Source organism: Dyadobacter sp. (assembly GCF_051859145.1).
In the GTDB taxonomy this organism is placed as follows: domain Bacteria; phylum Bacteroidota; class Bacteroidia; order Cytophagales; family Spirosomataceae; genus Dyadobacter.
Map to the genome: position 1 here is coordinate 1 of NZ_JBHYGF010000018.1, position 15,159 is coordinate 15,159.

Annotated in this window: 8 protein-coding genes and 1 pseudogene; 3 read left to right on the forward strand and 6 right to left on the reverse strand. The window is 46.3% G+C overall.

Annotated elements, in window-relative coordinates:
• Together ACTIE6_RS01775 and ACTIE6_RS01780 are read left to right on the forward strand one after the other, a co-directional pair.
• Positions 1-558 (forward strand): annotated as a pseudogene (locus tag ACTIE6_RS01775) (4-hydroxy-3-methylbut-2-enyl diphosphate reductase); the annotation flags it as partial.
• A gap of 129 nt (positions 559-687) precedes the next feature.
• Complete coding sequence (locus tag ACTIE6_RS01780) at positions 688-6,141, forward strand: alpha-2-macroglobulin family protein (RefSeq protein WP_439554992.1); 5,454 nt, start codon at positions 688-690, stop codon at positions 6,139-6,141.
• 6 nt (positions 6,142-6,147) lie between these two features.
• Here ACTIE6_RS01780 and ACTIE6_RS01785 read toward each other — a convergent pair whose 3' ends face one another.
• Complete coding sequence (locus ACTIE6_RS01785) at positions 6,148-6,888, reverse strand: MIP/aquaporin family protein (protein ID WP_439554993.1); 741 nt, start codon at positions 6,886-6,888, stop codon at positions 6,148-6,150.
• 154 nt (positions 6,889-7,042) lie between these two features.
• Between ACTIE6_RS01785 and purB the strand changes: the two genes are divergently transcribed.
• A complete protein-coding gene (gene purB, locus ACTIE6_RS01790; protein WP_439554994.1) occupies positions 7,043-8,398 on the forward strand; it encodes an adenylosuccinate lyase in 1,356 nt (451 codons plus the stop codon).
• Between the two features lie 100 nt (positions 8,399-8,498).
• Here purB and ACTIE6_RS01795 read toward each other — a convergent pair whose 3' ends face one another.
• The 5 genes from ACTIE6_RS01795 to ACTIE6_RS01815 form a co-directional block, all read right to left on the reverse strand.
• The gene (locus tag ACTIE6_RS01795) at positions 8,499-9,233 is read right to left on the reverse strand and encodes a DUF3800 domain-containing protein (protein ID WP_439554995.1); all 735 of its coding nucleotides are present in this window, start codon (positions 9,231-9,233) and stop codon (positions 8,499-8,501) included.
• A gap of 101 nt (positions 9,234-9,334) precedes the next feature.
• Positions 9,335-11,887 carry an adenosylcobalamin-dependent ribonucleoside-diphosphate reductase gene (locus ACTIE6_RS01800; RefSeq protein ID WP_439554996.1) on the reverse strand — a complete coding sequence of 851 codons (2,553 nt, stop codon included), beginning with the start codon at positions 11,885-11,887 and terminating at the stop codon, positions 9,335-9,337.
• Positions 11,888-12,156: 269 nt separating this feature from the next.
• The gene (locus ACTIE6_RS01805) at positions 12,157-13,206 is read right to left on the reverse strand and encodes a hemin-degrading factor (RefSeq protein ID WP_439554997.1); all 1,050 of its coding nucleotides are present in this window, start codon (positions 13,204-13,206) and stop codon (positions 12,157-12,159) included.
• Positions 13,207-13,230: 24 nt separating this feature from the next.
• Complete coding sequence (locus ACTIE6_RS01810) at positions 13,231-14,034, reverse strand: heme ABC transporter ATP-binding protein (protein WP_439554998.1); 804 nt, start codon at positions 14,032-14,034, stop codon at positions 13,231-13,233.
• Complete coding sequence (locus tag ACTIE6_RS01815; RefSeq protein ID WP_439554999.1) at positions 14,031-15,137, reverse strand: FecCD family ABC transporter permease; 1,107 nt, start codon at positions 15,135-15,137, stop codon at positions 14,031-14,033. The genes ACTIE6_RS01810 and ACTIE6_RS01815 overlap by 4 nt, the downstream gene beginning before the upstream one ends.
• Positions 15,138-15,159: the final 22 nt, after the last annotated feature.

Here is a 15,159-nt window from a genome sequence, read left to right on the forward strand (position 1 = left end):
GGTCAATATTCCGAGGGATTTAACCCGGAAAAAGATTTGCAGCGCATTGGTGTGGTAAATCAGACTACGATGCTCGCATCGGACACGCAGGGAATTTCGGATTTCCTGAAAAACGTGATGACCCGGCACTATAACCTGCTTCCCGACCAAGTTGAAGCGCATTTTGCCAACACCCGCGACACGCTTTGCTATGCTACCAACGATAATCAGGATGCCACTTATGCATTGCTGACGCAACAGGCAGATCTGGTGATCGTGGCTGGTGGCTATAACAGTTCCAATACTTCGCATTTGGTAGAGCTCTGCGAGCAAAAACTGCCGACTTACTTCATAGAATCGGTAAACAAGCTTTTGGACAAGCAGTTGATCCGACATTTTGATCTGCATCTAAAAGAAGAGGTAGTTTCCGAAAATTACCTTCCCGCGCACCAGCCTGCACGCATTATGCTCACCTGCGGCGCCTCCTGCCCGGATGCGGTTGTTGAAGCGATTTTGTTGCGGTTATTGTCGTTTTTTGAAGGCGCAAAGCCCATTGAAGAAGTGATGGAAGCCTTTTAAAACCGGTTACCAGGATTTTTGATCCTTTAAATCATTTGAACCAGAATGTTCAAAGTGATTCGGGGATATACGTTAAATTAGACGGATGGTTTTTACTCAAAAAATCATCCGTTTTTTTATATACTTTTTATGAAAAAGAACTCACTGTTCTCAGTCGTTTTTCTTTCCCTGCTTGCCTTCGTTTTCAATAGCTGCTCGTCTCTGAATGAGGTTAGGGTTGCGGGTACCAATTTCGGAGATGAGATCAACCTTTCTCAAAATCTGGTTTTTACATTCAACAAGGATCTGGTGCCGGTAGCTGCTCTGAACGATTGGGATTCAACGCAGTACATCCAATTTGAGCCGGCCGTGAAAGGTAAGTTTAAATGGACCGCGGAAAATGAACTGGTATTTTCGCCTGTAGCCGGATTTAGCGCCGCTACTTCTTACAAAGCCAAACTGACCAACCTGCTTACCCGGAAGGTGGAAGAGGATAAGAAATATGAAATCGCAAAAGAGCCGCTTAATTTTCATACACCTTCGCTAAGCTTGTCCGCCACAGAAAGCTGGTGGGCGATTTCGCAGGAAAGCGGCAAGCAAGAGGCTCGCATGAAGCTGGTTTTCAACTATCCTGTCAACAGTCAGGAAGTAGCACAGAAATTGCAGATTGCAGTAAATAATACCAATACAGATTTCAGAATCCTTCCTTCCTCCAATGAACAGGAAGTAACAGTGGCGCTCGCCCGGCCAGGGAAAGCCGACAATAATGAAATTCCGGTCAAGCTGACCGTTAATTCAGGGGTTAAGATCCAGAATGGAACTTATGTGAGTAAAGAGCCGATGGTAGCCAATGCAACCCTGCCTTCCCCGCTGCACCTGCAGGTGATCGATATTCAGACAGGCTTTGAAAATAATGCAGGCTATGCCCGTGTAATTACGTCGCATGAGCTTGATAAAGAAAGTATTTCAAAAGGATTCTCTATCAATCCCGACACAATTAAGCAGTTTGAACCCACTGCAAATGGATTTATTCTAAAAGGTGATTTCAGCGAAACGGAAACTTACACTTTGTTAATTAACAAAAACTTAAAAGGTATTCTTGGACGTAGTTTGGAAGAAGAAACTTCCCGTGACCTGTTTTTTGGGAAACTTCCTCCTGCAGTTTCATTTGCCAATAAAAAAGCAGTTTACCTGCCGGCCAAAGGCGCCAAAAACATTGGTGTACAGATCGTGAACATCCCCGAAGTTCAGGTACGCATTTCCAAATTATACGCCAATAACATCCTCAACTACATACGCCAGAACCGCTGGAAGGAATACGGATATTCGGATGATGAATGGAGAGAAACGGGTACTTTCCAGTACAGCGACGATGCAGAAAGTAATATGAGCGATGTACTGGTAATGAAGAATGTAGACACTGAAAATTTACCCAAAAGCAAGGGAGTAACTGCACTTAACATTGCATTGCCCGACGAAAATAAACGGCATGGAATTTACCTTGTGACAGTCCGTTCCACGAACGAAGCTTACCTGAGCGCCACCAAGCTTATCTCCATTTCTGATATCGGTTTGATCGCCAAACAGGGAAAGGATGAAATCTGGGTTTTTGCCAATTCCATCCAATCCAATGAACCGATCGCCAACCTTGAAATCACATTAATCAGTTCTAATAACCAGACTATACACACAGTTACTACGGACAGCAAAGGCGTCGCGCACGTTGATAAGCTGAATGAAAAAGCGCCGGGATTAAAGGTTGCATTGCTCACAGCCAGTGTAGAAGACGATTTTAACTACCTGATGTTGAACGATACCCAGGTAGAAACATCCCGGTTTGAAGTAGAAGGAATGCGCGATAATGCGTCCGGCTTCCAGGCTTTTACATACGGACAGCGGGATATTTACCGGCCAGGCGAAACCATGTATTTCAACACAGTACTCCGAAACCAAGGCTGGCAGACAGCCAGCAAAATCCCGCTGAAAATGCGCATGGTAACACCAAATGGACGGGAATACCGAACCTGGCGAAAGACAACTAATGAACAGGGCGCAGTGGAAACCGAAGTACAAATGGACCGCGCCGCATTGACCGGAACTTACGTTTTGGAAGTTTATAATGCCAATGATATCCTGCTCGGCTCGCATGCAATAAGTGTGGAAGAATTTATGCCCGACCGAATTAAGGTTGATCTGAGCGGCGCTAAGAAGGAATATATATCCGGAAATACAGTTTCGCTTACAGCTACGGCAGTAAACCTTTTCGGTCCGCCAGCTACAAACAGGACTTACGAAATGGAATCCCAGCTGTCGCGGAAAGGCTTTTTTGCAAAAGAATTTTCTGAATACACATTTGATATACCTGCCGAAACATCATTTGCAAAAGAAACCCGCCAGGGTACCACCAATGAAAATGGACAGGCAAGTGAAAGCTTTGTTTTAGGTGCCGGTTTGAAAGATATCGGTGTGCTTGAAGGGAAGATTTACGTGACGGTTTTTGATGAAAATGGCCGGCCGGTTAACCGTTTGCAGCGCTTTGATGTATTTACCCAACCGGTATTTTACGGGATCCGCCTGCCCGACAATTATGTGGGTACCAATGCGCCTGTGCCGGTCGAGATTGTCGGGGTGAATGGAAAAGGTCAGCTGCAAAACGGGAGTACAGCGAGCGTGGAGGTAGTAAAGCTGGAATATCAGACGGTGGTAGAGAAAAGATACGAGCAACTGCAGTACACCTCCCGCAAAAAAGAAAAGCTTGTTTATTCAAATACATTGCGCCTGCCAGGTGGAAAGGGCACTTTCCGCTATGCGCCTACCGTCTCTGGAGAATATGAAGTAAGGGTAAAAAGGCCGGGCGCTGAACATTATACACTTTCGCATTTTTATGCTTACGGTTACGGTAATACGCAGTATTCTTCCTTCGAAGTAAGTAATGAAGGGCGGGTTTTGATGGAGACCGACAAAGAAGTATACAAAACAGGCGACGAGGCCAAGGTTTTATTTAAAACACCTTTTGACGGCCGATTGCTGGTTACATTAGAGCGCAATCAGGTGCTGGAACAGCATATCCTCACTACAGCCAAAAAAGCGGCAGAACTTACCTTTAAAATCAAGGACGAACATTTACCGAATGTGTTTGTGACAGCCACACTGATCCGCAAAATGGACGATTCTGACATGCCGCTGACGGTTGCGCATGGTTTTGCACCGATTATCGTGGAAGATCCTGACCGGAAGCTGCCGGTTTCTATTTCGGTGGCTGAAAGTTCACGTTCAAAAGTCAAACAGCAGATCAGGATTAAGACCGCCCCCAATGCACAAGTCACGGTGTCTGTTGTGGATGAAGGGATATTGCAGATCAAGAATTTTAAAACGCCTGACATTTACAATCATTTCTATCAAAAACGGGCACTGGAAGTTACCAGTCACGATTTATATGCACAATTGTTCCCGGAGCTTTCACTTAGCAAATCCAGTTTCGGCGGCGACGGTTTTGATCTTGAAAGGCGGATCAACCCGCTGAGTAACGGAAGGACTGAGCTGGTATCTTTCTGGAGTAAAATCATTACGGCGAATGGAAGCGGCGAAGCCAATTTTGATATCAATATCCCCCAGTTCAGCGGCGACCTTCGCATTATGGCAGTTGCTTACAAAGACAATGCATTCGGATCTGCCTCCAAAAACATGAAAGTGGCCGACCCGATTGTAATCAGTGCGGCTGTTCCGCGGTTTTTTAGTCCCGGCGACGAGCTTACATTGCCGGTAAATATCAGTAATACAACCAAAGCTGCTGTCAATGCAACCGTGACTTTACAGTTGCAGGGCCCGCTGTCTGCTGGTGCGCAGCCTGCACAAACGATCCCCGTTCCAGCAGGTAAAGAGAGCAGGGCTATGTTTTCGGTAAAAGCCGCTCAGGCAATTAGATTGGCCAAACTGACAGTGAAGGTCAATGCATTTGGGGAAACTTTCGTGAATGAAACGGAGGTAACTGTTCGCCCGGCTTCTCCGCTTTTGAAAACAAGTAAATCAGGCTCCATTGCAGCTAACCAGCAGGGATTAATCGACCTGAGCTCATCTTTTATCCCTGCCACAAGCAGAAGCCAGATTGTACTGAGTCGGTCGCCGCTTGTTCAGGGTGGAGGAAAGGCACTTTCTACATTGCTGGGTTACCCTTATGGTTGTCTGGAACAGACGATTTCAAAGGCATTTCCACAGATATACTTCGCCGATCTTGTAAAAGCAATGGCGGCGCCGGTGTATATGGTAAGGAATGCAGAAAGCGATTTCAACCCCATGACCAACATTCAGCAGGCGATCAGAAAGGTTGAGTCGCAGCAGCTGTATAATGGCGGAATGGGCATGTGGCCGGGCGCGACGCAGGAAGATTGGTGGGCGACTGCTTACGCAGTGCATTTTCTGGAAGAAGCGAGACGGGCAGGTTTTGAGGTGAATGCGAAAACTGTCAGCAAGGCACTCGATTATCTCAAACAGCAATCCGGTACCACGGCGAATAAGGAAGTGGTAATCGCTTCTACCGGAAATGGGCTGGCTTATGAAGGTCAGCCGACAGGAACACAAACCCGAAAAGTGGTAGCTAGACGCGAGGCGATTTATTCACTTTATGTACTTGCCTTAAATGGAAACCCGAACCGCGCTGCGATGAATTATTATAAACAAAATGCGCAGCTGCTGACTACCGATTCCAAATACCTGCTCGCAGCTGCATTCCAATTGGCGGGCGACGCGCGCAGCTTTGCCGCATTACTTCCTAAAAAATACGTGGCGGAAAATCCTGGCCAGGGCTTGGACGAAAGCTATTCGTCTCCGCTCAGGAATATGTCGCTTGTTTTGAACACACTGCTGGAATCCGATCCTGGTAACTTGCAGATTCCGGCACTGGGGCGCCAGTTGTCGCAGGCGGTTCAATCGGCATCTTACCTGAATACACAGGAAGCAGTTTTCACTGTACTTGCATTAGGAAAGCTGGCGAGGAAAAGTGCAGGATCAACGGTAACAGCCACAGTAGCTGCCGGAAATAAGCAGGTAGGCACTTTCAATGGTAAAGAACTTAAAATCTCGAAAGGTTTGACGGGCCAGAAGGTTTTGATCAAAACACAGGGAAAAGGAGATTTGTACTGGTTTGCGCAGACAGAAGGGATGTCGGCAACAGGAACCTACACCGAAGAAGATCAGGGTTTAAGCATTCGCCGGCAATTTTTATCACGAATCGGATCACCGGTAACTGAATTCAAGCAGAATGATCTGGTTGTGGTGAAGCTAACCTTAACAAGCACGAATGGATTGCCGATTAACAATGTAGTAGTGACCGACTTACTGCCGGCAGGGTTTGAAATTGAAAACCCGCGCATTACCGAGCCGCGCGATATGCCTTGGATCAAAGATGCAGCGGTGCCGGAATATTACGATATTCGCGATGATAGAATTCATTTCTTCACCACAGCAAATAACCAGCCAAAAACGTTTTACTACCAGGTAAGAATTGTATCGAAAGGCAACTTCACAGCAGGTCCGGCGGCAGCGGACGCCATGTACCGGGGTGAGTACCGCAGCTACTCAGGCGGCGGGAGAATCAAGGTCGATTAAAATGATTTAAAACGAGAAGGAGCGTAGAATCAAACCTCCTATGACAGCTCCGGCAATGGGCGCAGCGACTGGGATCCAGGCGTAACCCCAATCGGAGCTGCCTTTGTTTGGTATTGGTAAAATAGCGTGCGCGATCCGCGGACCGAGGTCACGAACCGGGTTGATCGCATAGCCCGTGGTACCACCCAGCGAAAGCCCGATGCTCCACACCAGCATTCCGACCAGGTAAGGTGTTATACCCGACGGAATTCCCCCTTTTTCAGGATCCGAAGTACCCGCGTAACCGATTGCAACTACGCCCACGATTAGAATAACTGTTGCTATAAATTCACTCAGGAAATTGGCGCCCGCAGAGCGCAATGCAGGATCTGTGGCGAAGCAGGCGAGTTTGGTGCCTTGATCTTCGGTTTCTCTCCAATGTGGCAGGTATTGCAGCCACACAAGTACAGAACCCAGAAATGCGCCGATCAGTTGTGCGGGAATGTAGCTGGAAATCAGGCTGTAATCGTTTTTTAAAACAGCAAAGCCGACAGTGACTGCGGGGTTAAGGTGTGCAGCCGCGCTTCCGAATGCATTGGCAGTAAAAATCCCGATCATTACCGCAAAACCCCAGCCTGCTGTAATCACGATCCAGCCTCCGTTTGCTCCCTTTGTTCTTTTCAAAACCACATTGGCAACTACACCGTTACCAAGTAAAATGAGAATCATGGTTCCGACTAATTCTCCAACAAAGGGTGAAGGCTGCATAGAAATACGGGAGTAAGGTTCAGTCGCGAAATATGCGAATAGTTTTATATAATCTGTCTCTGATCCCAAAAAGAATATTTCGTCCCCTTTTTACCATTTTCACACCATGAATTCCACTAACTTTGCGCGATAATCAATTTCTGTATTGAAAATCATGTCTTTAAATCAACTCACAGCGATCTCTCCGGTTGATGGCCGTTACTACAAACAAGTATCTGAACTATCGACTTATTTCTCTGAGTACGCCCTCATCTATTACCGGGTTTTTGTTGAAATAGAATACTTCATCGCATTATGCGAGTTGCCCCTTCCCCAGTTATCAGAATTTGACAAAAAGAAATATCCATCGCTGCGCAAAATCTATGAGGATTTCAGTGAGCAGGATGCATTACATATCAAGGATATCGAGAAAGTTACCAACCACGATGTAAAAGCGGTTGAGTATTTTATCAAAGAACAATTTGAAAAGCTGGGGATTGAGGCTTACCAGGAGTTTATCCACTTCGGTCTTACATCTCAGGATATCAATAACACCGCCATTCCTCTTTCGTTGCGGGATGCATTGGAGCGTCAGATCAAGCCGCTGTTCCGCCAGGTTCTTTTTGTATTAAAAAGAATGTCCATTGAGTGGAAAAATGTGCCGATGCTGGCATTCACGCACGGTCAGCCAGCTTCTCCTACCCGGGTGGGGAAAGAGTTTCTGGTGTTTGTGGAAAGGTTGGAGCGGCAGTTGGAAATGCTGGATAAAATTCCGGCTTCGGCTAAGTTCGGCGGCGCAACAGGTAACTTCAATGCACACCACGTAGCTTATCCCAAACAAGATTGGATGGCGTTTGCCAATCACTTTGTTGAAGGTTTGGGTTTAAAAAGAAGCAAGCATACTACCCAGATTGAGCATTACGATAACCTGGCTGCTACTTTCGACTGTCTGAAAAGGCTGAATACCATTCTGACAGACCTGAACCGGGATATGTGGACCTACATTTCGATGGGTTATTTCAAACAAAAGATCAAAGCCGGCGAAGTGGGTTCATCGGCAATGCCACACAAGGTAAACCCGATTGATTTTGAAAACTCGGAAGGTAACCTGGGTCTGGCTTCGGCGTTGTTTGAGCACTTTGCAGGTAAACTACCCATATCCCGTTTGCAGCGCGATTTAACGGATTCTACTGTTTTGAGGAATATCGGTGTACCACTCGCGCATGTTGCAATTGCATTGAATTCTCTTTTAAAAGGTCTGGGCAAAGTGGAGCTGAACGGTGAAATGTTGAAAGCGGACCTGGAAGATAACTGGGCTGTTGTAGCAGAAGCGATCCAAACGATCCTGCGCCGCGAAAGCTACCCGAAACCCTACGAAGCATTAAAAGAACTGACGCGTACCAACGATAAAATTACCAAGGATTCTATTTCCCGCTTTATCGAAACCCTGGACGTATCAGAAAAAATCCGCGAAGAACTCCGCGCATTGACTCCGTACAACTATTTGGGTGTTGTGGAGGATCATATTTAGTTTTTTTAATATACAGATTAAGGTATATTTGTTCTGGGATTGGGGTGTCTCCCGGTCGGCAAAAAGAGTCATTCTTAATTGGGAATGGCTCTTTTGTTTTTTAAGGAAATCTTTTCAGCCCAAAAATTTTTCCTTGCTTCTGGTAGAATTTGGGTTGCAACAAGTCAAATGCAGGATTAGCTCTTGTCGGATGCATTGTGTGAGTAGCAATCGGATAAGGGATTAAATCCGCTACTTGTAGCCCATTGATATTGTCTTTTTTGTCTCTAAATTCAATTTTCAGGTCGTATTCCTGGATTCTTTCACGCCCTATAAAACCAGTGCCCCGCGCTTTTACTTTTTCAAAATAGCTGGCTAGTTTCTTATCTTCTTTCTCACCTCTTTTCTCAATTATAATTCGGATAGATTTAGATTTATGCTTGAAATCATCCAGCAAGAAAATGGTTCTTTCGATGATGAAGGAAAGGCTAATTTCATAAGGATCATCAGCAATTCGACCATATCGTTGGATATACTTGGTCTTATCTATTGCAGCAGCGATGATTTTGAATGGATGTGCAGATATACAGGCATTTAGTTCTGTGTAGAATGCGGCCTTGATATTGAGGTCAAGCAGTATCTGAAATTCCTTCTGACACTTGCGAATGTCCCTGGAATGGAATATTACTTCTTTCGTTCCCCAGAATTTTATTTTAATCTGATTAAGATGATCTCGCATTTTCTGGTAACCATCTTCGTAGAATAGTACTCCGCAAAGTACAAATACTGGAAACCCCGGATCAATTCTGTCAAGGCCATGGTCGCCACTTTCATCCATGTATAGTGTGAATTCCAATTTCAAATTTTTAGAGGTGTATAGAAATGATGCCGTCGGCTATCAAACTTTGTTTTAACGAAAATTCCTATTTTGATAGCCGATGGCCGAAAGCCTCCGCTCTACCCGCACTTCGATGATCCGCAATCTTTACAGGTCAGGCAGCCTTCCTGGTATTGGAGGTTTGTTGAATTACAGTTCTGGCATTTCTGCTTGGCTGCCTCAGTTCCGTCCGGAATGTACCGTTTCAATGCACGCGCTACTCCCGCTTTCCAGGTGTTGATCGCTTCGTCCAGTTGCAGGCTTCCTATCAGGTCCACTACTTTTTCAATCGGCATTCCATGGCGTAATGTGCTGGAAATCAGCTTCGCGTAGTTCCAGTACTCAGGATTGAATTTGTAAGAAAGACCTTCAATCGTGGTTTTGTAGCCGCGGGTATTTTTGTATTGAAAATCGTATCTCGATGTGCCGTCACTTTCCCGGTTTTTGATGATAAATCCGTCATTTACCCAACGTGGGATCAGGATACCGTCTTCATCGTCGGCAAAACCGGTAAAGATTTCGTATGGGCGACCGTCGATCGTACCGATGAATGCAATCCATTTGTCTTTTTTATTCTGAAAACGCACCACATCCGCTTCCAGAGTTTGTGGCCTCTCGGTAGGGAACGGCGCAGGAGCGTCGGCAGACTTTTCTTCTTTTTTCTCTTCATTCGAAATCAGAACACCGGATCTTGAACCATCCCGGTAAACTGTAACTCCCTTACAGCCCGCTTTCCAGGCCTCCATATAGCATTCTCCGACCAGCTCTTCGGTTACATCATTCGGCATGTTGATCGTCACACTGATCGAGTGGTCTACCCACTGCTGGATCGCGCCCTGCATTTTTACCTTTTTAAGATAATCTACATCGTTGCTGGTCGCTTTGTAGTAAGGCGATTTCTTAACGAGCTCGTCAAGCTCTTTCTGCGAATAATTCTTTGTTAAATCATGGCCGTTTATCTGCATCCATTCTTTAAAACGATGGTGAAAAACAACGTATTCTTCCCAGGAATCGCCCACTTCATCTACAAAGTCGACGCGCGCGTCTTTATCGTTCGGATTAACTTTTCTTCTTCTTTTATAAACAGGAAGAAAAACCGGCTCGATACCGGAAGTAGTTTGCGACATTAAGCTCGTGGTACCAGTAGGTGCGATGGTGAGCAATGCAATATTTCTGCGGCCGTATTCCATCATTTCATAATACAGCTGCGCATCTGCGGCTTTAAGTCTTTGTATAAAAGGATTATTTTTTTCTCTCTCAGAATCAAAAATGGCAAATGCGCCGCGTTCTTTGGCAGTGTGCACAGAGGCGCGGTAGGCTTCCAATGCAACGGTTTTGTGAATTTCCACTGCAAAATCATTTCCCGCGTCGCTTCCGTAACGCAGGCCCAATGCAGCCAGCATATCACCTTCGGCGGTGATACCAATGCCCGTTCTGCGACCTTCCTGCGCCTTTTTCTGGATATTAATCCAAAGATTTTTTTCCACGAGCTTCACTTCTTCGCTTTCGGGATCCGCGTCGATCTTTTGTATGATAGCATCGATTTTCTCCAATTCAAGGTCGATGATATCGTCCATCATGCGCTGAGCTGCTGCGATGTGTTTTTTGAACAAAGCCCAGTTGAAGCTTGCAGATTCCGTAAATGGATTTTCCACGTAGGAAAACAGGTTGATCGCCAACAGGCGGCAGGAGTCGTAGGGGCACAATGGAATTTCACCGCAAGGGTTTGTTGAAACCGTTTCATAGCCCAGATCAGCATAACAATCGGGAACAGACTCGCGGGTAATTGTATCCCAAAACAGTATCCCTGGCTCGGCAGACTGCCACGCATTATGCACGATTTTCTTCCAGAGCGCAGTTGCGTCGATATCTTTGACGTGAGTTGGCGTGGTACTTTTTACCGGATATTGCTGTCTGTAAGTAGTTTGCGACTCAACAGCTTTCATGAAATCATCATCGATCCGCACAGATACATTGGCACCGGTCACTTTGCCCTGCGTCATTTTAGCGTCGATAAAATCTTCTGAATCCGGGTGGCGGATTGCTACGGAAAGCATCAATGCACCCCGGCGACCATCCTGCGCTACTTCTCGCGTGGAGTTTGAAAAACGCTCCATAAATGGCACAATGCCCGTCGAGGTAAGTGCGGAATTTTTCACAGGCGAGCCTTTCGGGCGAATGTGCGACAAGTCGTGGCCCACGCCACCGCGCCGTTTCATCAGCTGAACCTGCTCCTGATCAATTTTCATGATACCGCCATAAGAATCAGCAGCGCCATTGTTTCCGATCACAAAGCAGTTGGAAAGCGAAGCGATCTGGTAAGGGTTACCAATGCCCGTCATCGGGCTTCCCTGCGGAATAATATATTTGAATTCTTTAATCAGATCAAAAATTTCGTCCTCACTCAGCGGATTAGCATAGTTCCGTTCAATTCTCGCAATCTCCCGGGCAATGCGGCGGTGCATATCATCTGGCGTCGCCTCGTAGATCGCACCGTATGAATCCTTTAATGCGTATTTCGTCACCCAAACCCGGGCAGCAAGATCATCACCTTTAAAGTATTGAAGGGAAGCCTGGTATGCTTCGTCGGACGTGTAAGTCCGTTCGGATTGCGAGGACTGAATTGTTTCCATATAGATGACTTTGAGTATAGTAGATAATTGATGCTGTAATCAAATATAAACAAAATCAACTTCATTCCATTGAGAAAAGTTTACAGATAATGCTGTTTAAAATGTTAATTACCAGTTTATTAGGTTTTTAGGTTTTTGAAAAAGTTTCCATAAAATTTATTCTTTGATTAAATATTGAATTTGAGTATAAACAAAAAAACCGGCTCAAAATGAAACCGGTTTTCTTAATTACTATGGCGAAATTTTATCTTAAAATCTAAATTCTGTTCTCAGTTTAACCTGGTTACTGCTCTTTCCAGCAGCTCCGGCCATTCTTTTAATTCAGGGATACCCGGTTTTCTCTTTCCAAAAAACTGGTTGAACATAACCCCATCTTTATCGATCAGCTCGATGCCTGTTACGATCCCATCCTCGGTCGGTTTCTTCACGATCCAGGCTTCATCAATCGCGTCTTCGCGCAAATGAAGGTTAAATTCTGGGTCCATAATGTTCAGCCACGGGCCCATTACAAAAATCTTGTTGATCGGTCCGGTGTGGATTTGAATGCAATTCGGGTTTGAAACAAAAACCATAATCGGCAGACCGGTTTCAGAAATCGCGTCGAAAACCGGCTTCATACTCGCAGGTGTGATCTGGTAAGCGTAACCCTCAGGCGCCAGGCGAAGCGCCTGTTTGCGCGAAAGTTTGTACTTACGCAGCAATGTGAAGAAATCGTGCGTGTCTTTCAATGCCAGCCACTCAGACTGGAATGCAGCTACGTCGATGTCCGGCTGAGTTTCAGGTTCTGTTATTTTTTCCGGTTTTGGAGTAACAAGCAGGTTAAGTTGCTGATCAGCAGCAGTGTACTTGGCTACCAATGCATTGTAAGCCTCCCTGTTGCTTTTCTCCGTCAGGTAAATTTTGTGCGTAGCTTCGCCAAAGCTGTTGAAGAATTGCAAACTATGCCGGTCATTTTCAGAAACTGCAAAACCGAATTTCCAGTCGCCTAAAAATAACCTGAGGTCTATATCCTCTCCCAAAACAAGGCCCACGTGGTTATTGAATGAGATTTTTTCATAAATACCTTTCCGCTCATGCACTACGTGATCATTGCGGGTGAGCGCCATTACGTGGCCGAGTGAACCTACTTCTTTGATCAGTTCCCTGAAATCACCTTCGAGCAGCGTGGCAGTTTTACCAATCCCCGTCGCAACGAGCTCGGCTTCGCTGGTATCCAGCTCTTTTGCAGCGTCGCGAATCCTCGTTTTTGGATTAGCCAGCTTGTATTGTTCCCAGCGTTCTCTAAGTTCAGTTCTATCGGGTGAAAGGGTTGATTTCATTGTCTTGTATTTTAAAAGTGATATTTAGATTGGGGGAATTCCCTGCGAAACCGGTGTGACATCGGGTACTATAATCGGAAATTGCAGGTTTTCAGCATGTACCAGCTGTACGGGTAATCCGAATGCAGCTTTGATACACGTTTCATTTAAAACTTCGCCTGGTGCGCCCATCGCGAAGCTTTCGCCGTTTTTGAGCATTAAAACCTTGTCGGCGTACTGCAAAGCCTGGTTGAGATCGTGGATTACGGCGACAACAGCAAAACCTTTGGTTGTCATTTCTTTCGCCAGCTGAAAGGTCTCACACTGATGCAGCAGGTCCATTCCGGTTGTCGGTTCGTCGAGCAGTAACAATCCATTATCTACCTCCCAGATCTGCGCCAAGGCGCGGGATACCTGCACCCGCTGCTGCTCGCCACCGGAAAGTGTAGGGTACAAACGCGATTTTAAATGCGCTATCCCTACTTTTTTCAAGCACATATCTACAATCGCCAAGTCCCGCTGTGAAGGTTGTGAGTCGTAGAAAGGGTATCTGCCCATTAATACAATTTCCTGTACTGTGAATGACAATGCGATTGAATTGTGCTGGGTAAGTACCGCCCGCTGCCGCGCCAGTTCACGCAGCTTATATTTTTCAAGATCTTTTCCCCTGAATACGATAGTACCTGAACTTGCCGTGAGCTCCGAAGATAACAGCTTGATCAATGTAGATTTTCCCGCGCCATTTGCGCCGATAATCGCCCAGAACTCACCCGCATTTACCGAAAAGCTGATGTTGTGTAAAAGCCTGCGGCCGCGCACCTCAAAGCCTGCCTGATTGATCTCCATCATAGCCTTTTTCGTTTTTGGTCCCAAAGAATATAAATGAAAAACGGGGTACCAAGTAGCGAGGTAAGTATCCCGATCGGCAGCTCAGAAGGAGCTACGATCGTTCTCGACAGCGTGTCGGCGAGGGTAAGTACAATGGCGCCCGCTATCGCAGAACCGATAATAAGTGTTTTATGATTGGGGCCGAAAGTGGTGCGTATGATGTGAGGGACTACGAGGCCGACGAACCCGATTGTACCAGCCACTGCCACAGAGGCGCCGACGCCCATTGTTGCCAGGATAATTACTTTTCTTTTCAGCAATTTCATGTCCACGCCCAGACTTGCCGCCTGGCTTTCTCCTAAAACCAGCAGGTTCAATGCTTTGGACAGGTAGGGCATAAACAGAACGGAGATACCTACAAATGGCGCAACTGCGAGCACGGAAGTCCAAGTGGCGCCGCCGAGGCTTCCGAGGTTCCAGAAGGTAATGCTGCGCAGCTGCTGATCGTCGGCGAGGTAAGTCATTAAGCCCGTAATCGCACCAACAAATGCATTAATCGCAATACCGCACAGCAGGAGGGTAGTAATGCTGCCTTCGCCTGCCACTTTTGACAATTGGTACACCGAAAAAGTAGTGAGCGCCGCGCCGAGAAATGCGACAAAGGAAATGCTGTAAACTCCTGCGAGCTCGTTCAGCATTCCCATATATTTAACGTTGAGCATTAATACAAAAACAGCGAAGAGTGACGCGCCCGAGGTAACACCAATGAGCGTGGAGTCAGCGATCGGGTTTCTGAAAAGTCCCTGCAGAGAAGCGCCGGCAATTCCCAATCCGGCGCCGATCAGCACAGCCAGGCAAACTCTTGGTAACCTGATCACCCAGAAAACAATGGATTTCTGCTCTTCCACTGAAGTTTCCCTGATTAGTCCGAGCTTCAATGCAATTATTTCAGTCAGCTCCTTCATTGAAATGGAAAGCGCGCCGGTGCAGGCGGAGAAAATAATGCTGGCAAGCAGTAGTAAACCCAATATCCAGGCCATTTTCCCGGTCGAAGACGGCAGGAGGAGCCGCTCTTCTGCGGCGGGCTTTTTTGTATCAGGTTCTTTGACGATCTCGGCCAGCATAACGCTTAGTTAACTTTTTGCG